The sequence below is a fragment of the Stenotrophomonas sp. YJH_SMC_6 genome (assembly GCF_059371335.1).
Window position 1 is genome coordinate 222,838 of sequence record NZ_JCAFUM010000004.1, and the last position, 18,499, is coordinate 241,336.

An 18,499-nucleotide genomic window follows, 5' to 3' on the forward strand; every position below is an offset into this window, starting at 1 on the left:
GTTGGGCAGGACGCCCAACCCGGGTCTTGCCGTGTGCGCAGGACAGCGCACACGAGCAAGCGGCGACCAAGCCTCCATGGATGGATTCACGGCGTCCCCCGCCATCCGACCCACCCCGCCAACCCGCAGCAATCCAGCTGTTGCTGTTGCTGTTGCTCTGTTGCCTCTGCAGGTGCAGGGCTGCAAGCCCTGCCAAAACACCTACGTCACCCAGCCTGCAATCACCAGCAGGGCGAGGATCGCCAGCCACAGCAGCAGCATCCGCCACACCAGGCTCATCGCATCACGCAGGTCCGGCAACCGCTGCCACACCGGCAACAGCCCCGCCTCGGTGTAGTCGTGCGCATCCTCGCGCAGTTCGGCGTTGACGCTGGCCCGCGCCACCGCACCCAGGAACCCGGTGTTGCCGGTCAGGCGCTCGCCATGGGCCTGGCGCCACGCCTTCCACGCCGTATCGAAGTTGCCCACCAGCGCCATCGAGAACGCCATCAGCTGTGCCACCGGCCACTCGATCCAGCCCAGCAGGCGCTGCGCCAGCGCCAGCGGCTCGACCGGCACGCGGGCACGCATCGGGCTTTCCGCCATCAGCGCCAGCAACCGGTAACCGAGCGCGCCAGCCGGGCCCAGCAACAGGAACCAGAACAGCACCGCGAACCAGCGCCGCAGTGCGTTGAGCACCGTCGCCTCGACCAGCGACGGAATGTCCTCGCGCAGGCTGCCGCCGGCCGACTGCAGGTTGCGCACTGCAGCCTGCCGCGTCGCCGCATCATCGGCATCGATGATGGCCTCGATATCGCGGTCCAGGTCACGCGGGCCCCAGCACCAGGCCAGCACCGCCACGCCCAGCAGCAGCGACGGCAGGCCGAACAGCACCCCGCGCAACAGCCACGCCAGCAGCGCCATCAGCAACAGCGGCGGCAGCAGGGCCAAGGCAATGCCGGCCGGTCCCTGCCAGGCCCTGCCACCACGCGCATCCAGCCAGCCCAGCCAACGCCGGAAACCGTCGAAACGGCGCAGCGAGGCAGCAGCGGCCGGAGCAACATGGCCCAGGGCCAGTGCCACCAGCACGGCGGCCAGAGTGGTGAACATGGCAGGTCTCCCTACGAAACAGAACGCTCGGCGCCGCTACCTTACCTGTCGCAGCGGCGCCCTCAGCGGTGAACCGGACTGTAACCCGTGCCGTGTTCAGGTGGCGGCAATGCAATCACCCCAGCCGGCCCGCCTCAGCCCTTCTGCTGGCGGTACCAGTGCTCGATCAGGCCGCGCGAAATCGAGATCGGCGGCGACAGGCGGATGCCCTGGCCATCGTCCTCCACATCGCGCGCCAGTGCCGCGCCGACCTCGTCGGCACTGAACCAGCGCGCGTCTTCCAGCTCGCCGTCCACGGTCGGCAGGTCATCCTGCGCCTGCGCCCGGAAGCCGACCATCAGTGCGCCCGGGAACGGCCACGGCTGCGAGCCCAGATACTGGCAAGCGGTCACCCGCACTTTGCTCTCTTCGTGGACTTCGCGTACCACGGTCTGCTCGAAGGTCTCGCCCGGTTCGACGAAGCCAGCCAGCACCGAGTAGCGACGTGGCGCCCAGTTCGACTGGCGGCCGAGCAGCAGGCGGCCCTGGTTTTCAACCGCCACGATCACAGCGGGGTCGACACGCGGATAGTGCTCGGTGGAACACTGCGCGCAACGCCCCACGAAGCCGCCACGGGCAAACGCCACGGCACCACCGCATACTCCACAGAAACGGGTGCGCGAGTGCCAGTAGGACATGCCACGTGCGTAGCTGAAAGCGGTCGCATCAGCCACCGACCACAGCAGGGCGGCCTGGCGCAGGTCGAGGCGACGTGGTGCGGTGACGGTGACGCTGGCGGCTTCAACCGAGAACCACGCTTGTTCCCCGCGCAGGCCGAGGAAGATCGCGGAGCCGGGACCGCCGCCGATGTCGGCGCCGGTCAGCGCCAGCGGCTGGTCGTCATCGCCGGTGAAGGCGCTGCCGTCCTGATCGAGCACCAGAATGTGCGCGCCCGGCCACAGGCGCGCCAGTGCATCGGCATCTTCGCGCAGGGCATCGGCGCGCTCCAGCGGTTCGCCCACGAAGGCGAAACCGGAAAGCGGCGAAGGAGTATTGGGCATCCTGCAAGCGTGCCGCCAATCGATGCGGGTGGCAAGCCGCGGGCTTTGCCGAAGCCGTCTGTGGGTGTGGAGCTTGCTCCACACACCTTGTCGCGCGGGACGCAGGCCCCGCGCCCCGCCTACATGCTGAAACTGCTGCCGCAGCCGCAGGTGGTCTTTGCGTTCGGGTTGCGGATCACGAACTGTGCACCGGTCAGGCTCTCGGTGTAGTCCACCTCGGCGCCCATCAGGTACTGCAGGCTCAACGGGTCGACCAGCAGGGTCACCCCGCTGGTCTGTACCGCCAGATCGTCCTCGGCACGGTTCTCGTCGAACTCGAACCCGTACTGGAAGCCCGAACAGCCACCACCTTCGATGTACACGCGCAGGGCCAGGTCGGGGTTGCCCTCTTCCTGGATCAGGGATTTGACCTTGGCGGCCGCCGACTCGGTGAAGTTCAGCGGGCGCTCCAGCGACTGGTAATCGGGCGCGGCGGCCGGGGTGGCGCCGGGCAGGGAGACTAGCGTGCTCATGGTGTCAGCATGGGGGTGCCGACGATGGCTTTCAAGCCATCGCCTCGGCCAGCTTGCGGCGCGCGGCGGTGTCACCCTTGCCGCCAGTGGCCTCATCAGCTTCCGGGGCCGGCAGGGCGGCCATCGGGGCGCTGGCGTGGATCAGGCGACCGTTCAGCTGGGCGCCCGCATTCATCTCCACCACCTGGTAATGGACGTTGCCGTTGACCCGCGCGCTCGGGGTCAGTTCGACTTTCTCGCTGGCGTGCACGTCGCCGTCCAGGCGGCCACTGATGACCACCACCTGGGCACGGATCTCGCCCTCGATCACGCCATGCTCGGCGACCGTCAGGGTCGCGCCACTGGCGCCTTCGGCGGCGATCACCTTGCCATGGATGCGGCCTTCCACGTACAGGCCACCACTGAATTCCACATCACCGCGGATCACCACCTGGTTGCCGATCAGGGCATCCACCACCAGCTGGCCTTCACGGTTGGATTTGCTGCTTCCGAACATCTGCCTACTCCCCTTTGCTGGCCGGCGCACCGGCCTGTTTCCAGTCGAATACCTGGGTGGTACCCCCCGTACCACTCCCCAATGTCACCCGCACGCGTTGCGGGGTGAAGTCAGCCGGCAGCATCACGCTGCCGGTGAGCTGCTGGAAGTACCGGAACGAGTAATCCTGTCCCGGTACCTTGCTGCGCTGGTGCAGATCATCCCAGCTGATCGTGGCCAGCTTGCCGTTCTTGACGCCTTCCACGGTGAAGCGCATCTGCCCCTGGCTGATGGCGCCGCGGTTGAGGTTCTGGGTCAGCACCGCGGTGTACTGCCAGGTGCCGGCCGCTTCCGGGCTGAACTCGATCGAATGGGTGTTCAGGCCCTTGCGCTGGCTGGTCGAACCCACCAGGCGCTCATAGAAGGCAACGTCGGCACGCAGGCCGGCGATTTCCTCATCGCGCTCGGCCAGCGAAGACTGCACCTCGGTGTTGGCGGCGCGGCTGATGCGGTCGGAGGCTTCCAGCGTGGCCTGCTTCTGGCGCAGTTCGGTCAGCTGCGCCTGCAGCGTCTCGGCACGCTTCTCGGCGGCCTGCAGGCGCTGGCCCTGCGCATCGCGCGGGGTGGCCATCCAGCAGCCGCCGAGCACCGCCAGCACCAGGCTGAGCAGCCAGATGCCGCCGATCACCAGCAGGCGGCGGCGGTCGGCCGGCGGTTGCGGCGCGCCGGGCAGGCGGACCTGCACGCGCATGGGAGGACGGTTGGTCATGGGTGGATTCCGGGGCATCGCGAGGGCGACACCGGTACGGCCCCTGTGGCAAACGACGGGCTAGTGTATGACAGGACGGGTGGGTTTCCTGCGCAGTGGCGAGCCACGGTCTGTGGCGTTCAGGCATGCCATCGTCGATAGTGTGGTCCCCTGCACAGTTCCGTCGCCGGAGCATCGCCATGACCGAAGCCCACCTGTTCGTGATCGGCATCCTGCTGGCCTGGCTGGCCGGCATCCGCGTCTACCTCACCGTGTTCGGTGTCGGCCTGGCCGGCCTGCTCGGTTGGGTCGACCTGCCACCGGCCCTGCAGGCCACTGAATCGTGGTGGGTGCTGGGCACCTCGGCGGCGCTGGCGGTGACCGAATTCTTCGCCGACAAGATTCCCGGCGTCGACTCGGCGTGGGATCTGGTGCAGACCCTGGCACGTGTACCCGCAGGTGCCTTCCTTGCCGCAGCCACGCTGTCGCCGGATGGGCAGCTGGGCACCGGCGCACTTGCTGCCGGTGCAGGTGTCGCGCTGGCCAGCCACGGCCTGAAGGCAGGCACCCGCGCCCTGCTCAATACCTCGCCCGAGCCTGCCAGCAACTGGGTGGCCTCCGCCGCCGAGGACACCGTGGTGGTCGGTGGCCTGGCCCTGGCCCTGGCACACCCGTGGATCGCGCTGATCGTGGTGCTGGCCTGCAGCCTGGCGGGCGCACTGCTGGTGTGGCTGGTCTGGCGCACCCTGTGGAGAGGCGTGCGCTGGCTGGCACGCAGTGCGTCGCCCGACAGCCCACGCCAGCCCGGCACCGGTTGATCGCCGGGCTTGTCGCATAATGGACGCGAACACCAGGAGCACCGATGGCCGCAAACGAATCCCCCGCGGGCGCCCGCCCGGGACGCGCTGAAACCCCTCCGGCCGATCATTGGCAACGCTGGACCGCTGAACCGGCGAGCGCCGTCGCCGCAGCGCCGGCAGCGGTTCCGCCGCTGGCCGCCTCCGACGCACCCGCATCGATCGGCAGCGCACCGCCGCCGCTGCCCGGCCCATCCCTGCTGGCCGAGGCCGGCGGCAATGACCCGGCACCGCTGCACTCCGATTCGCCCTACCGCGTGCTGATCGTCGAGGATGATCGCGCCCAGGCACTGTTCGCACAGAGCGTGCTGCATGGCGCCGGCATGCAGGCGATCGTGCACAGCGATGCCGACGGTGCGCTGCAGGCGATCAAGGAACATCGCCCCGACCTGATCCTGATGGACCTGCACCTGCCCGGTCTGGACGGCATGCGCCTGACCGCGCTGATCCGCCAGCAGCCCGGCCTGCAGCTGCTGCCCATCGTGTTCCTCAGCGGCGACCCGGACCCGGAACGCCAGTTCGAGGTGCTCGACAGTGGCGCCGACGACTACCTGAGCAAGCCGATCCGACCGCGCCACCTGATCGCCGCCGTGGCCAACCGCATCCGCCGCGCGCGGGCGCAGGCCGCAACCCTGCCCGGCGTATCCGGCACCCCGGCCACCAGCAATCCGGAAACCGGGCTGCCGACGCGGCATCACGTGCTGCAGCAGCTCAACGCCGCGCTCGCCCACCGTGACCAGGGCGGCGTGCTGTTCGTCGAGATATCCAGCGCACTGGGCCTGCGCGAGCGCTATGGCTATGCCGCCTTCGAGCGCCTGATGGTGCAGGCCGGGCAACGCCTGGCAGAAGCCGGCCACCCGCACCTGCTGGCGCGCCTGAACGACAACAGCTTCCTGCTGCTTGCGCGCAATGTCAGCGAGGACAGCCTGGAAGGCATTGCCGCTGCGCTGCGCGAGCAGTTGTCGGCGCGGGCCTTCGTGATCCGCGATGACGAATCGGTGCATCTGCGGGGCGTGGTCGGCTATGCACCGCTGTCGCCGGGCTTCGACGATGCCAACAGCGCGCTGGAGGCAGTCGAGCGCACCACCCTGCAGGCACGGCTGCTCAGCGCCGGCGTGGCCGGCCACGTGCACCGCGACGTGACCAGCGAGCAGGAACACCTGGCACTGCTGGAAGGCCAGCTTGAGCTGGCCTACCAGCCGATCGTCGCCGTCGCCGGCGGCAACACCGCGCAGTACCAGCTGCTGCTGCGCCTTCGCCAGGCCGACGGTACGCTGCTGGCGGCAGGCCAGGTGATTCCGGCCGCAGAGGCTGCCGGGCGCATCGCCGATCTCGACCAGCAGGTGATGGACCATGCACTGGGCCTTCTCGACCTTTACCGGCACGCGACGCAACCACTGAACCTGTTCGTTTCGCAGTCGCTGCGCACCCTGCAACGCGATGCGTTCGCGGATTGGCTGCTGGAATCGCTGCAGCAGCGCGACCTGCCCGGCAGCGCGCTGGTGATCGACGTCCGCCTGCCCGACGCGCTGATCCATACCGTGCCGCTACAGCAGTTCTGCCAGCGCATGGCCGGCGCCGGCGTGCGCTTCTGCCTGAGCCAGTTCGAACCCGGGGGCGAAGCCGATGCGCTGCTGACCCAGCTGCCGTTGTCGTTCGTGCGCATGGCCGCGCGCTTCTCCAGCAGTCATTCCAATCCGGCCACGCGCGAAGAGCTGCGCCGGGCAATCGAGCGGGCGCACGCCGCCGGGCAGCAGATCATCGGCCAGCAGATCGAAGATCCGCAGGCCGCCGCCGCGATGTGGGTGGGCGGTGTCGACTACATCCAGGGCAACATGGTGCAGTCGGCCGGCAGCGATCTGAACTTCGACTTCCACAACGCGGTGCTCTGACGTGCCGATGTGGGTCGCGCTGCTGGTTGCCCTTGCTGCGGCCTCCATCAGCGCGCTGCTGTTGGGCCTGCGGCTGCGCGCGCGCAACCGGGCACTGGCCCAGCTGCAACGCGAGCGCAGCCTGCTGGCCGCCGAACGTGACCAGCTGCGCCGCACCACCGAACGACAGGGGCAGCTGGAACAGCAGCTGCTGCAGGCCAAGCAGGCCGCCGAGGCGGCGGTGCTGGCCAAGGGTGAGTTCCTGGCCACGATGAGCCACGAGATCCGTACGCCGCTCAACGGCATCCTGCCGATGCTGGAGCTGATCGCACGCGGCCCGCTGGGCGAGGACCAGCGGCAGATGCTGGCCACCGCCTCGGCCAGCTCGCAGCAGCTGCTGCGCATCGTCGACGACATCCTCGACTACTCGCGGCTGGAAGCACAGGCGCTGGAACTGGAGATCACCAGCTTCAACCTGCGCGACCTGCTCGATGGCGTGGTGCAGCTGATGCAGCGCGCCGCCGACGCCAAGGGCCTGTCGCTGGGGCTGCAGCTGGACCCGTCGGTGCGCCTGCCGGTGCGTGGCGACCCGGTACGCCTGCGCCAGGTGTTGAGCAACCTGCTGGCCAACGCGATCAAGTTCACCGCGCGCGGCCAGGTACAGCTGCGCGTGCAGCGCCTGGGCGAAGGTCCCGCACAGCACCAGCTGCGCTTCGAGATCATCGACACCGGCATCGGCATCGACGAGGCACTGCAGGCGCGCCTGTTCCAGTCCTTCAGCCAGGCCGATGCCTCAACGACCCGCATCTACGGTGGCACCGGCCTGGGCCTGGCGATCTGCAAGCGCATCATCGACCTGATGCACGGGCGCATCGGCGTGCAGTCCACGCCCGGCCAGGGCGCCACGTTCTGGTTCGAGATCCCGTTGTTGAAGGTGCCCGGCGACCTGCCGGCCATGGCGCGCACGCCACACGCGCTGCTGCTGTTCAGTAGCGATGCCATCCTGCAAGCACGCATCGAGCGCATCGCGGCCCATCATGGACTGCTGGTGCACGCCCTGGCGCAGTTCGATGCCGTGGTCGAGCGCCTGCGCGCGGTGCCGAGGCCGGGGCAACCGGCACCGGCGTGGCTGCTGGTCGATGCACGTGCGCGCCGCATCGGTGAAGCGACGCTGCAACAGGCGTTGGCCGAACGTGGCGAAGACGACGGGCTGCAGGTGCTGTGGCTGCAGGACGATGCCCTTCCTCCACGCCCACGCCAGCGGCAGCTACCCTCGCATTTCGACGACGCTGGGCTGCATGCACTGCTGGCTGCACCGGTTGCGCATGCGCGCCCTGCCGCGCTGCTGGCCAACGCCGGACAGGGCCAGCCCACGCCCACGCTGCCGCCGCTGCACCTGCGCGTGCTGCTGGTGGAGGACAACACGGTCAACCGCATGGTGGCCGAGCAGCTGCTGCGCGTGTTCCAGTGCGAAGTGCGCAACGCCGCCGATGGCGAGCAGGCGTTGCTTGCCCTGCGCGAAGGCGACGTGGATGTGGTGCTGATGGATTGCCAGATGCCGGTGCTGGACGGCTATGCCGCCACCCGCCGCTGGCGCGCCGAGGAAGTGGAGAACGGACGCCCGCGCCTGCCGATCATCGCGATGACCGCCAATGCCATGGCCGGTGACCGCGAGCGCTGCCTGCAGGCCGGCATGGACGACTATCTGTCCAAGCCGATTGCACGCGCCACCCTGCATGCGCTGCTGCAGCGCTGGGGCGGCGGCAAAGCCGCATCACCTGCACGGCCTTCGATAGAGCCGAGCCATGCCCGGCTGACGGCCGATAGCCGTCGCGCTCCATCAGCCGAGCATGGCTCGGCTCTACAGGACGATGACAGCCGAGTCGGCTCCAAGCCGCAGCCGGTGCTGGACCGCGACGTGCTGGACGAACTGCATGCAGTGATCGGGGAGAGCGCCATCCAGATCGTCTCGGTGTTCCTGGAGGATGCGCCGGCAATGGTGCAGCAGCTGCAGCAGGCCGCGCAGAACGGCGACGAGCCTCGCCTGCAGGCCGTCGCGCACAGCCTCAAGTCATCCAGCGCGAACGTGGGCGCACTGTCGCTGTCGTCAGTCGCGCAGCGCATCGAGCACGAAGCCCGCAGCGGCAGCCTGCAGCGCCCCGCAGTAGCGGTGGCGCTGCTGGTTGCGGAATTCGCCCGAGCACGCGTGGCACTGACGGGCTACCTGGCACAGCATCGTGCCGGCCAGGCCGGCTGACTCACTCTTCCAGCTTGCTCAGCAGGTACTTCGGTTCGCCGATGCGCTCGATCAGGTCGAGCTGGGTTTCCAGCCAGTCGATGTGCTCTTCTTCCGAATCGAGGATCTTCACGAACAGCTGGCGGCTGACGTAGTCGCCGACCGAATCGGCATACGCCACGGCCTCGCGCAGGGTGACCACGCCATCGCGTTCCAGCAACAGGTCGCACTGCAGGATCTCGGTCGGGTTCTCACCAATGCGCAGCTTGCCCAGCGCCTGGAAGTTCGGCAGGCCTTCGAGGAACAGGATGCGGTCGGCGAGCATGTCGGCATGCTTCATCTCGTCGATCGATTCCTTGTACTCGTGTTCGGCCAGTTCCTTGATCCCCCAGTTCTTCAGCATCTTGGCATGCAGGAAGTACTGGTTGATCGCGGTCAGCTCGTTGTAGAGGACCTTGTTGAGGAATTCGATGACCTTGGTGTCGCCCTTCATGGGGATGCTCCTGCACGCTGAAAACGCAGGAACTTTAACGCCTTGCCTGCAGCCGTGAAGGAACGCGAATCGTGCGCATTGGCCTGTGCGGCCGCACGTGAGGAATGCGAAAGCGCGCCGTCAACGCGCCGCCAAGAGACGATCAGGCGACCTGGGCCAGACCCAATACCGGCAGCGGCAGATCGTGGGTGGCACGCGCCTTGGCCAGCAGATCGCCGGCCATGTCCAGGCAGGAACCGCAGGTAGCGCCACAGCCGGTACGCATGGTCAGTTCGGCCACCGTACTGACGCCATGGCTGGCGGCTTCGCGGATCTGGTGGTCGGTGACTCCGTTGCAGATGCAGACGTACACAGGCGTGAACCGGGCTGGCAGGCCAGAAGCGGCCTGTTGGCTATTCCAATGGAAACGAGAATGGTTGTCAATCAGAGACCTGAACCATTCTCGATACCGTTCAGCCCGTCAGCTGGCCGGGCCATCGCCCGTGGCCTTCTTCGGCCAGTAGCCGCGGGTCCGAGGGCGCTTGCGTGGGCGGTCGTGCCCGGCGGTATGGCCAGGCATCCAGGCTTCGGCGGCGCTCTTGGGCATGGCGGTAACCCCCTGCCCGGCCACCCCGCGGGCCAGCGGCGCCAGATGTCGCAACGCACGCGCATAGACGCCACGCTTGAACATCACCACATGCTCCACCGGGTACCAGAAGTCCACCCAGCGCCAGTGGTCGAACTCGGGCGAGTCGGTGTGGTCCAGCTTCACGTGGGATTCGTCGCCGGTCAGGCGCAGCAGGAACCAGACCTGCTTCTGGCCGATGCAGACCTGCCGCTCATTACGGCGGATGGCCCGCGCCGGCAGCTTGTAGCGCAGCCAGCCGGGCGTCGCCCCGAGCACTTCCACATGCTCGGGCAGCAGGCCGGTCTCTTCCTGCAGTTCACGATACATGGCCTCGACAGGCGTCTCGTCGGTGTTCATGCCACCCTGCGGGAACTGCCAGCCGTCCCGGCGCACGCGTCGTGCCCAGAACACCTGGCCGTCCTGCCGCATCAGCACGATGCCGACGTTCGGTCGATAGCCGTCCGGATCGATCACGATGCGGACTCCTAAGAAAATCTACTGGCCGGGACTATCCCATGCCCTCTGTCGGCCCACAAGCACGACACAAAGTGTTGACAGGGGCGGTACACATCCGCAGAATAGCGGGCTCACCAAGGCTATGTAGCTCAGCCGGTTAGAGCACAGCACTCATAATGCTGGGGTCGGTGGTTCGAGTCCACCCATAGCCACCACACTGAAAATCAAGTTGTTTTTCAGCGTGAAAAGTGAGAAAATAGTTGCACGTTTTGCCCCGTCGCCAAGCGGTAAGGCACCTGACTCTGACTCAGGCATTCGGTGGTTCGAATCCATCCGGGGCAGCCAAATTAAAAACAAAAGGCCAGATCGAAAGATCTGGCCTTTTGCTTTTAATCTGGTCGCGCATTCCACCTTGTCCCCGCGCCTGTCGGCACACCCCCTTGAACAACAAGGGGGCTCTTCTCCAGAAAGAACCCCAGGGTCGGATCCTTTTCCGCAGGGAAAGGCCCTGACCCCACCCTCCCGGCACGCGAGACCACGGGTAGTGCCGGCCGCTGGCCGGCAACCAGGAAATCCATGACCCCGGAACGACAAAAGCCCGGCCGAAGCCGGGCTTTTGCTTTTCCATCCAGCGGGCTCCCGAAGGAGCCCAACCAGGCGCGGTAAATCAGCGCTTGGAGAACTGGGTGGCGCGACGGGCCTTGTGCAGACCGACCTTCTTACGCTCGACTTCACGGGCGTCACGGGTCATGAAGCCAGCCTTGCGCAGCTCGGACTTCAGGGTTTCGTCGTACTCGACCAGAGCACGGGCGATGCCCAGACGGATCGCACCGGCCTGGCCGGTGGTGCCGCCGCCAGCGGCGGTGACCAGGATGTCGAAGCTTTCGGTGTTCTTGGTCAGCTCGAGCGGCTGGCGCACGATCATGCGCGCGGTCTCACGACCGAAGAACTCGTCCAGCGGACGGCCATTGACGGTGATGTTGCCCGAACCCTTGCGCAGGAACACGCGAGCGGTGGAGGACTTGCGGCGGCCAGTGCCGTAGTTTTGAGTGATAGCCATGATTAGATATCCAGAACCTGCGGCTGCTGTGCGGCGTGCGGATGCTCAGTGCCAGCGTAGACCTTGAGCTTGCGGTACATCTGGCGACCCAGCGGGCCCTTCGGCAGCATGCCCTTCACGGCGATCTCGATCACGCGCTCCGGGTGGCGCTCCAGCGCCTGTGCCAGGGATTCGGTCTTCAGGTTGCCGATGTAACCGGTGAAACGGTGATACATCTTGTCCTGCAGCTTCTTGCCGGTGACGGCAATCTTTTCTGCATTGATGACGACCAGGTAGTCGCCGGTATCAACGTGCGGGGTGTAGACCGGCTTGTGCTTGCCACGCAGACGGCGGGCCAGCTCGGTGGCGAGACGGCCCAGGGTCTTGCCCTCGGCGTCGACGAGGTACCAGTCGCGCTGGACGGTCTCGTTCTTGGCAGTGAAAGTGCTCATGAAGAACTCTAGGTTAGGTCGGGCTCATTGCGGCGAAAGGCTCGCCGGAACTCTGCCACGCGTTGTGAAAAGGTGAAGCGTAAGAGGCGGGATTGTACTCATCCTGCCGCGGGGGCGCAACCCGTCCCCTGGGCCGGGTTGGCAGGGGCGCGGGGCCGGGCGAGAATCGGGGGGTCTTCCGCCCCACCGCGTACTGCCATGACCGTGCTCCGCCAGACCACTCCGCTGGACCACCTGCTGACCGAGGCGCAGCGCGCCCTGGACACAGTGTTCGGCAATCCGCCGGCGGCCCGCCCCTACCCCGCCACGGACACCGGCGAGCCCGGCATGGACAGCGCCGAGCGGCGCCATGCCGCAGGCCTGATGCGGATCAACCACGTCGGCGAGGTCTGCGCGCAGGGCCTGTACTTCGGCCAGGCCGCCGTGGCGCGCGACCCGGCCACGCGGGAACACCTGCTGGAAGCGGCGCAGGAAGAAACCGACCACCTGGCCTGGTGCGCCACCCGGCTGGCCGAACTGGACAGCCGTCCGAGCCTGTTCAACCCGCTCTGGTACGCCGGCAGCTACACCATCGGCACCCTGGCCGGGCTGCGCGGCGACGGCTGGAACCTGGGCTTCGTGGTCGAGACCGAGCGCCAGGTGGAGGCCCACCTGGACGAGCACCTGGTCGACCTGCCGGCCGGCGACCTGCGCAGCCGCGCGGTCATCGCGGTGATGAAGGACGACGAGGCCCGCCATGCGGACCACGCCGAGCAGGCCGGCGCTCGCCGCCTGCCGTTCCCGATCCCGGGCGTGATGGCACTGGCCTCCAGGGTGATGAAGACCATCGCCTACCGCATTTGAAGGGTCGCCCGCACCAACGGTGCGGGCCTACCAGGAGATGCGGGGGGGGGCGACGGTGGGGCCCGACCGTTGGTCGGGCCATCAATCAGTTCGGCGAGACCAGCTTCAGGCCGATCACACCAGCCACGATCAGGCCCACGCAGGCCAGGCGGGCCGGCGATGCGCTGTCGTTGAACAGGTAGATGCCCAGCACCGCCACGCCCATGGCACCGATACCGGTCCAGATCGCGTAGGCCGTGCCGACCGGGATGCTCTTCATCGCCTGGCTCATCAGGTACAGGCTGATCAGCGCGGATACCACCGTGGCAGCGGTGGGCAGGGGTTTGCTGAAGCCTTCGGAGTACTTCATTCCGAGGGCGAAACCGATCTCGAACAGGCCGGCCAGCAGCAGGTAGATCCAGGGCATGGGTGGGGGCTCCTTACCTTTTTTGAAAAAAAAACGAAACGGCCCGGTGTTTTCACACCGGGCCGTGGGTCGGTACATCACCGTGGAACTGTAACGCGTGCGGGGGCACTGGTTCCACGGGGCGGGTCGTCCCGCCTGGGTGGCGATGCCTGCGGGCATCGCACATGGTGCTTACTCGGACAGGTTGCGGCCGTGGAACAGCTCTTCGATCTCGCGCTTGAGCAGCGCTTCGATCTTCATGCGTTCCTTGAACGACAGGTTCTTGGCCTTTTCCTCGAACAGGTACTGGTCCAGGTCGAAGTCCTTCAGGTGCATCTTCGTGTGGAAGATGTTTTCCTGGTAGACGTTGACGTCGAACATCTCGTAACGCGACTTGATGTTCTTGGCCAGGAAGTTCTGGATCGAGTTGATCTTGTGGTCGATGAAGTGCTTCTTGCCCTTCACATCGCGGGTGAAGCCACGGACGCGGTAGTCCATGATCACGATGTCCGACTCAAGGCTCTCGATCAGGTAGTTCAGGGCCTTCAGCGGGGAAATGACGCCACAGGTGGCCACGTCGATGTCCGCGCGGAACGTCGCGATACCTTCCTGCGGATGGGTTTCCGGGTAGGTGTGGACAGTGATGTGGCTCTTGTCCATGTGCGCGACCACGGCGTCGGAGATCAGCTCCTTGCCGGCCAGCTTCTTGTCGATCACCGGCTCTTCGGAGATCAGGATGGTCACCGAGGCACCCTGCGGGTCGTAGTCCTGGCGGGCCACGTTCAGGATGTTGGCGCCGATGATCTCGGCGACATCGGTCAAGATTTGAGTCAGCCTGTCGGCGTTGTACTCTTCATCGATGTATTCAATGTAACGCTGACGCTCCTCTTCGGTGCGCGCGTAACACACGTCATAGATGTTGAAGCTCAGCGCCTTGGTGAGGTTGTTGAAACCCTGCAGCCTCAGGCGAGGCAACGGCTTGACCACGGCGGTCGATTCCTGTGTAAGAAGGGAAAGGGGGAATTATGGGGCAAACTGCCCCCGGGGGGAACGTGAAGACGCAAGAGTTCTGGCACACTGTTTGCCCTTAACAATTGCGCTGGTTAAGCTCCGCTATCGACCCCGTGAATCCGTTCATGCGCAGAGGGAGCGCCCCTATCGTGTCAACCGTGCGCCTAGCTAGCAGTCCACTGGCCTTGGATATCGCCACCATCGATCGTTTCCTGGCGCACAGCCACCGGCGGCGATATCCCACCCGTACCGACGTCTTCCGACCCGGTGACCCGGCGGGAACCCTGTATTACGTTGTCAGCGGCTCGGTTTCAATCATGGCCGAGGAAGATGACGATCGAGAGCTTGTGCTGGGCTACTTCGGTGCCGGCGAGTTCGTTGGCGAAATGGGCCTGTTCGTCGAATCGGACCGCCGCGAGGTGATCCTGCGGACCCGTACCGCCTGCGAACTGGCCGAAATCAGCTACGAGCGCCTGCACCAGCTGTTCCTCGGCCCGCTGTCGGCCGACGCCCCGCGCCTGCTGTATGCGCTGGGCCAGCAGATTTCCAAGCGCCTGCTCGATACCAGCCGCAAGGCCAGTCGCCTGGCATTCCTGGATGTTACCGATCGGATCGTGCGCACACTGCACGATCTGGCGCAGGAACCAGAAGCGATGAGCCATCCGCAGGGCAGCCAGCTGCGCGTGTCACGCCAGGAACTGGCGCGCCTGGTCGGCTGCTCGCGCGAAATGGCCGGCCGCGTGCTGAAGAAGCTGCAGACCGACGGCCTGCTGCATGCCCGCGGCAAGACCGTGGTGCTGTACGGCACCCGTTGACGGTTGAGCACCCGGTGGGTGCGGACCTTGGTCCGCACTCCTTCGCGCGCTAGGCTCGGTGCATGGAACTGAGCAGCGAATTCTGGTGGTTCATCCTCATCGGCCTTGGCGCGCAGCTGGTTGACGGCGCACTGGGCATGGCCTTCGGCCTGGTGTCCTCGTCGGTGATGCTGAGCATGGGCCTGCCACCGGCGCAGGTCAGCGCCAGCATCCACACCGCTGAAGTGTTCACCACCGGCGCCTCGGGCGTGTCGCACCTCGCCGCCGGGAATGTCGATAAACGCCTGTTCCTGCGGCTGGCCCTGCCCGGTGCGGTGGGCGGCGCCCTGGGCGCGTACGTGCTCACCCAGATCCCCGGCGACATCATCCGCCCCCTCATCTATCTGTACCTGCTGGTGCTGGCGATCATCATCCTGGCGCGCGCCGCGGGGCGCTGGATGCCCAAGGGCGAGATCCGCCGGGTACCGGTACTGGGCTTCTTCGCGGGCCTGCTCGACGCCAGCGGCGGTGGCGGCTGGGGACCGATCGCCACGTCCACCCTGCTCGCCCGTGGCGGCCAGGCGCGCACCACCATCGGTACGGTCAACGCGGCGGAGTTCGTGGTCACGTTGACCGTGTCAGCGACCTTCCTGTTGTCGATGGGCGTGCAGCACTTGCAGATCGTCGCCGGCCTGCTGATCGGCGGCATGATGGCCGCGCCGGTGGCGGCGATCCTGGTCAAGCGGGTGAAGGAGCGCTGGGTGCTGGTGGCCGTTGGCGTGCTGGTGCTGGGGATCAGCCTGTTCCAGATCGGCCATGCGGTGTACGGGTACCTGGGGCATTGAGCGTTTGCCGGCCAGCGGCCGGCACTACCGGGACGGAGGAGGGTAGTGCCGGCCGCTGGCCGGCAGATCCGTCATCGTGCGATGGGGTCAGGCCCCGGACGGGATCCGGCCCCGGGCTACGCCTTGTCGCCGCCGCGGTCCACGCAGCCCCAGTTGAGGATGCGGGTGCCGGCCGGCAGCACGCGGCGGAAGAAGTCCACCCTGGATCGCTTCGGGTTCACCACCACCGGCGCCTTGGCGGCCAGCAGCAACGGCAGGTCGGCGGTGCTGTCGGAGTAGGCGATGTCGATATTGCCGTAGCCGCGCTCGCGCAGCATGCGCATCTTTTCTTCGTTGTGGCAGTGGCGGGTCGGGCCGACGCCGCCCAGTCGCGGGCCGACCTCGGTGCCGATCACCGGCACGTCCTGGTGGGCAACGAACGCCAGGATGGCGCGGGCCAGTTCCGGCGGCGCGCCGGTGGCGACCACTACACGGTCGCCCTTGGCACGGTGCGCGGCGAACACTTCCAGCGCCTGCGGCAGCAGCTTGGCGCGCATCTGCGCCTCGTTGCGCAGCACGTAGGCATCGATCACCTTGTTGAAATCGCGCGCACGGTGCAGGCCGAAGCTGCCGATCCACACGTAGACCGAAATACCCGTTCGGCGGGTCGGCAGCATCGCCACCAACGGCCCGGCGATCGGCGTGACCAGCAGCGCGGCCAGCATGCGCAGCGGGTTGCGCTTGATCAGCGAGGCGAACAGATGGGTGCCCGAATCGCCGTCGTAGAGGGTGTGGTCGAAATCGAAGACCACCAGCGGCGCATCGTCGCGCGGCGTCGGATAGTGCGTTGTCATGCCGCGAAGAATAGCTGACGCAGGCCCTCGCCCGGCTCTTCCACGCGCATGAAGGCCTCGCCGACCAGGAATGCATGGATGCCGGCATCGCGCATCAGCGCGACGTCCTGCGGGCCGAGGATGCCACTCTCGGTGACCAGCAGGCGGTCACGCGGCACCGCCTGCTGCATGTCCAGCGTGGTCTGCAGCGACACCTCGAAGGTGCGCAGGTTGCGGTTGTTGATGCCGATCATCGGCACCGGCACCTGCAGCGCGCGCTCCAGTTCGTCGATGTCATGCACTTCCACCAGCACGTCCATGCCCAGCGACAGCGCCAGCTCGGACAACGTGGCCAGCTGGGTATCGTCCAGCGCGGCGACGATCAGCAGGATGCAGTCGGCGCCCAGCACGCGCGCCTCGTACACCTGGTAAGCGTCGATGACGAAATCCTTGCGCAGCACCGGCAGCGTGCAGGCTTCGCGGGCCTGCTGCAGATAGGCGTCGGCGCCCTGGAAGAAGTCCACGTCGGTCAGCACCGACAGGCAGCTGGCGCCACCGAACTCGTAGCTGACGGCGATGTCGGCCGGGCGGAAATCCGGGCGGATCACGCCCTTGGAGGGGCTGGCCTTCTTCACCTCGGCAATCACCGCCGGGTCGCCATTGGCCACCGCCGCCTGCAGCGCGCGCACGAAGCCACGTACCGGCGGGGCGCTGGCCACGGCGGCCTGCAGCTCCTCGAGCGGGCGCTGGACGCGGCGCTGGGCCACTTCTTCGGCCTTGCGGGCCAGGATCGTCTGCAGGATGTCGCTCATCGTCTTCGGGTCGGTGCGGGGGGGCGGTGAGGACGGCCATTATCGGCCATCGAGAGGGTCAGGCTGAACCGCGCGCTCAGGCAACCAGCGCGCGGGTGGTCTCCACATACTGCTGCAGGCGCTGGCGGGCACTGCCGTTGGCGATGGCGGCACGGGCACGGGCCAGGCCGTCGCCGATGTCGCTGGCCACCCCGGCCACGTACAGCGCGGCGCCGGCATTCAGCGCCACGATGTCCAGCGCCGGGCCGGGCTCGTTGTCCAGCACGGCACGCAGCATCTGGATGGACTGCTCCGGTCCGTCCACGCGCAGGTTGCGGCTGGCCGACATGGCGATGCCGAAGTCTTCCGGGTGGATCTCGTACTCACGCACCTTGCCGTCGCGCAGTTCGCCGACCAGGGTGCCGGCGCCCAGCGAGATCTCGTCCATGTTGTCACGGCCCCAGACCACCATCGCGCGCTCGGTACCCAGTTCGCGCAGCACGCGCGCCTGGATGCCGACCAGATCGGGATGGAACACGCCCATCAGTACCGACGGTGCACTGGCCGGGTTGGTCAGCGGGCCGAGGATGTTGAAGATGGTGCGCACGCCCATCTCGCGGCGTACCGGCGCAACGACCTTCATCGACGGGTGATGGATCGGCGCGAACATGAAGCCGATGCCGGTCCGGTCGATGGCCGCGGCCACCTGGTCAGGCTGCAGCTCGATCACCGCGCCCAGCGCTTCCAGCGCATCGGCACTGCCGGACTTGGACGACACGCTGCGGTTGCCATGCTTGGCCACGCGCGCACCTGCAGCAGCAGCGACGAACATCGCGCAGGTGGAGATGTTGAAGGTGTGCGAGCCATCGCCACCGGTGCCAACGATGTCAACCAGGTTGGAGGTATCGGCCACCGGCACTGGCCGGGCGAATTCACGCATCACGGTGGCCGCCGCGGCGATTTCGTCCACGGTCTCCTTCTTCACGCGCAGCCCGGTGAGGATGGCGGCGGTCATCATCGGCGAGACATCGCCGCGCATGATCTGCCGCATCAGGTCGACCATTTCGTCGAAGAAGATTTCGCGGTGTTCGATGGTGCGATGCAGGGCTTCCTGGGGGGAGAAGCTCATGGGAATGCTCCTTG

General features: G+C 66.9%; 21 protein-coding genes and 2 tRNA genes. 8 read left to right on the plus strand and 15 right to left on the minus strand.

Features of this window, described 5'->3' with window-relative positions:
* Positions 1-201 precede the first annotated feature (201 nt).
* From ampE to AC5P9N_RS06050, 5 genes are all read right to left on the minus strand, one after another.
* Entirely contained in the window at positions 202-1,089 is an 888-nt protein-coding gene (gene ampE, locus AC5P9N_RS06030) for a regulatory signaling modulator protein AmpE (protein WP_099484066.1), read from the minus strand.
* Between the two features lie 134 nt (positions 1,090-1,223).
* On the minus strand, positions 1,224-2,129 hold the full coding sequence (gene nudC, locus AC5P9N_RS06035; RefSeq protein ID WP_005414687.1) for an NAD(+) diphosphatase: 906 nt from the start codon (positions 2,127-2,129) through the stop codon (positions 1,224-1,226).
* Positions 2,130-2,248: 119 nt separating this feature from the next.
* On the minus strand, positions 2,249-2,641 hold the full coding sequence (gene erpA, locus AC5P9N_RS06040; RefSeq protein ID WP_005411302.1) for an iron-sulfur cluster insertion protein ErpA: 393 nt from the start codon (positions 2,639-2,641) through the stop codon (positions 2,249-2,251).
* 31 nt (positions 2,642-2,672) lie between these two features.
* On the minus strand, positions 2,673-3,137 hold the full coding sequence (locus AC5P9N_RS06045; RefSeq protein WP_005411303.1) for a bactofilin family protein: 465 nt from the start codon (positions 3,135-3,137) through the stop codon (positions 2,673-2,675).
* Between the two features lie 4 nt (positions 3,138-3,141).
* Complete coding sequence (locus tag AC5P9N_RS06050; RefSeq protein ID WP_005411304.1) at positions 3,142-3,885, minus strand: DUF6776 family protein; 744 nt, start codon at positions 3,883-3,885, stop codon at positions 3,142-3,144.
* Between the two features lie 179 nt (positions 3,886-4,064).
* Between AC5P9N_RS06050 and AC5P9N_RS06055 the strand changes: the two genes are divergently transcribed.
* From AC5P9N_RS06055 to AC5P9N_RS06065, 3 genes are read left to right on the plus strand one after another with little or no spacing between them, the layout of a single operon-like run.
* Positions 4,065-4,682, plus strand: coding sequence for a DUF4126 domain-containing protein (locus tag AC5P9N_RS06055; protein ID WP_087802564.1), 618 nt, complete (start codon positions 4,065-4,067; stop codon positions 4,680-4,682).
* Positions 4,683-4,726: 44 nt separating this feature from the next.
* Complete coding sequence (locus AC5P9N_RS06060; protein ID WP_005411306.1) at positions 4,727-6,613, plus strand: EAL domain-containing protein; 1,887 nt, start codon at positions 4,727-4,729, stop codon at positions 6,611-6,613.
* Between the two features lies 1 nt (position 6,614).
* Positions 6,615-8,849, plus strand: a complete 2,235-nt coding sequence (locus AC5P9N_RS06065; RefSeq protein ID WP_062605515.1) for an ATP-binding protein — start codon at positions 6,615-6,617, stop codon at positions 8,847-8,849.
* A 1-nt stretch (position 8,850) separates the two neighbouring features.
* On the opposite strand, the gene bfr is transcribed toward AC5P9N_RS06065, so the two are convergent.
* The 3 genes from bfr to AC5P9N_RS06080 all read right to left on the minus strand — a co-directional run bounded on the left by bfr (position 8,851) and on the right by AC5P9N_RS06080 (position 10,402).
* Complete coding sequence (gene bfr, locus AC5P9N_RS06070; RefSeq protein WP_099484065.1) at positions 8,851-9,321, minus strand: bacterioferritin; 471 nt, start codon at positions 9,319-9,321, stop codon at positions 8,851-8,853.
* Positions 9,322-9,463: 142 nt separating this feature from the next.
* Complete coding sequence (locus AC5P9N_RS06075) at positions 9,464-9,673, minus strand: (2Fe-2S)-binding protein (protein ID WP_005411309.1); 210 nt, start codon at positions 9,671-9,673, stop codon at positions 9,464-9,466.
* A gap of 108 nt (positions 9,674-9,781) precedes the next feature.
* Positions 9,782-10,402 carry an RNA pyrophosphohydrolase gene (locus AC5P9N_RS06080; protein WP_005411310.1) on the minus strand — a complete coding sequence of 207 codons (621 nt, stop codon included), beginning with the start codon at positions 10,400-10,402 and terminating at the stop codon, positions 9,782-9,784.
* A 120-nt stretch (positions 10,403-10,522) separates the two neighbouring features.
* On the opposite strand from AC5P9N_RS06080, the gene AC5P9N_RS06085 reads away from it, so the two are divergent.
* Together AC5P9N_RS06085 and AC5P9N_RS06090 are read left to right on the plus strand one after the other, a co-directional pair.
* A tRNA-Met gene (locus tag AC5P9N_RS06085) sits at positions 10,523-10,599 on the plus strand.
* A 55-nt stretch (positions 10,600-10,654) separates the two neighbouring features.
* Positions 10,655-10,729: transfer RNA gene (locus tag AC5P9N_RS06090), tRNA-Gln, on the plus strand.
* Positions 10,730-11,051: 322 nt separating this feature from the next.
* Here the strand turns inward: AC5P9N_RS06090 and rpsI are convergent.
* Both rpsI and rplM read right to left on the minus strand, forming a co-directional pair.
* The gene (gene rpsI, locus AC5P9N_RS06095; RefSeq protein WP_005411311.1) at positions 11,052-11,444 is read right to left on the minus strand and encodes a 30S ribosomal protein S9; all 393 of its coding nucleotides are present in this window, start codon (positions 11,442-11,444) and stop codon (positions 11,052-11,054) included.
* A 2-nt stretch (positions 11,445-11,446) separates the two neighbouring features.
* Positions 11,447-11,875, minus strand: coding sequence for a 50S ribosomal protein L13 (gene rplM, locus AC5P9N_RS06100; protein ID WP_005414692.1), 429 nt, complete (start codon positions 11,873-11,875; stop codon positions 11,447-11,449).
* A 198-nt stretch (positions 11,876-12,073) separates the two neighbouring features.
* Here rplM and coq7 point away from each other — a divergent pair, with 198 nt between their 5' ends.
* Entirely contained in the window at positions 12,074-12,718 is a 645-nt protein-coding gene (coq7, locus tag AC5P9N_RS06105) for a 2-polyprenyl-3-methyl-6-methoxy-1,4-benzoquinone monooxygenase (protein ID WP_043034287.1), read from the plus strand.
* Between the two features lie 85 nt (positions 12,719-12,803).
* Here coq7 and AC5P9N_RS06110 read toward each other — a convergent pair whose 3' ends face one another.
* The gene (locus AC5P9N_RS06110) at positions 12,804-13,124 is read right to left on the minus strand and encodes a DMT family transporter (protein ID WP_005411314.1); all 321 of its coding nucleotides are present in this window, start codon (positions 13,122-13,124) and stop codon (positions 12,804-12,806) included.
* Positions 13,125-13,295: 171 nt separating this feature from the next.
* A complete protein-coding gene (speD, locus tag AC5P9N_RS06115) occupies positions 13,296-14,090 on the minus strand; it encodes an adenosylmethionine decarboxylase (protein ID WP_005411315.1) in 795 nt (264 codons plus the stop codon).
* Between the two features lie 149 nt (positions 14,091-14,239).
* Here speD and crp point away from each other — a divergent pair, with 149 nt between their 5' ends.
* Both crp and AC5P9N_RS06125 read left to right on the plus strand, forming a co-directional pair.
* Complete coding sequence (gene crp / locus AC5P9N_RS06120; RefSeq protein WP_012481435.1) at positions 14,240-14,929, plus strand: cAMP-activated global transcriptional regulator CRP; 690 nt, start codon at positions 14,240-14,242, stop codon at positions 14,927-14,929.
* 62 nt (positions 14,930-14,991) lie between these two features.
* Positions 14,992-15,753: a sulfite exporter TauE/SafE family protein gene (locus AC5P9N_RS06125; RefSeq protein WP_005411317.1), complete on the plus strand. Its 762-nt coding sequence runs from the start codon at positions 14,992-14,994 to the stop codon at positions 15,751-15,753.
* Between the two features lie 116 nt (positions 15,754-15,869).
* Here AC5P9N_RS06125 and AC5P9N_RS06130 read toward each other — a convergent pair whose 3' ends face one another.
* The 3 genes from AC5P9N_RS06130 to trpD all read right to left on the minus strand — a co-directional run bounded on the left by AC5P9N_RS06130 (position 15,870) and on the right by trpD (position 18,485).
* Positions 15,870-16,586, minus strand: a complete 717-nt coding sequence (locus tag AC5P9N_RS06130; protein ID WP_005411318.1) for a haloacid dehalogenase-like hydrolase — start codon at positions 16,584-16,586, stop codon at positions 15,870-15,872.
* Entirely contained in the window at positions 16,583-17,377 is a 795-nt protein-coding gene (gene trpC / locus AC5P9N_RS06135) for an indole-3-glycerol phosphate synthase TrpC (protein WP_099484064.1), read from the minus strand. Before trpC ends, AC5P9N_RS06130 begins: the two co-directional genes overlap by 4 nt.
* 76 nt (positions 17,378-17,453) lie before the next feature.
* Positions 17,454-18,485 (minus strand): anthranilate phosphoribosyltransferase, encoded by a 1,032-nt coding sequence (gene trpD / locus AC5P9N_RS06140; protein ID WP_005411320.1) that lies wholly within the window; start codon positions 18,483-18,485, stop codon positions 17,454-17,456.
* Positions 18,486-18,499 lie beyond the last annotated feature (14 nt).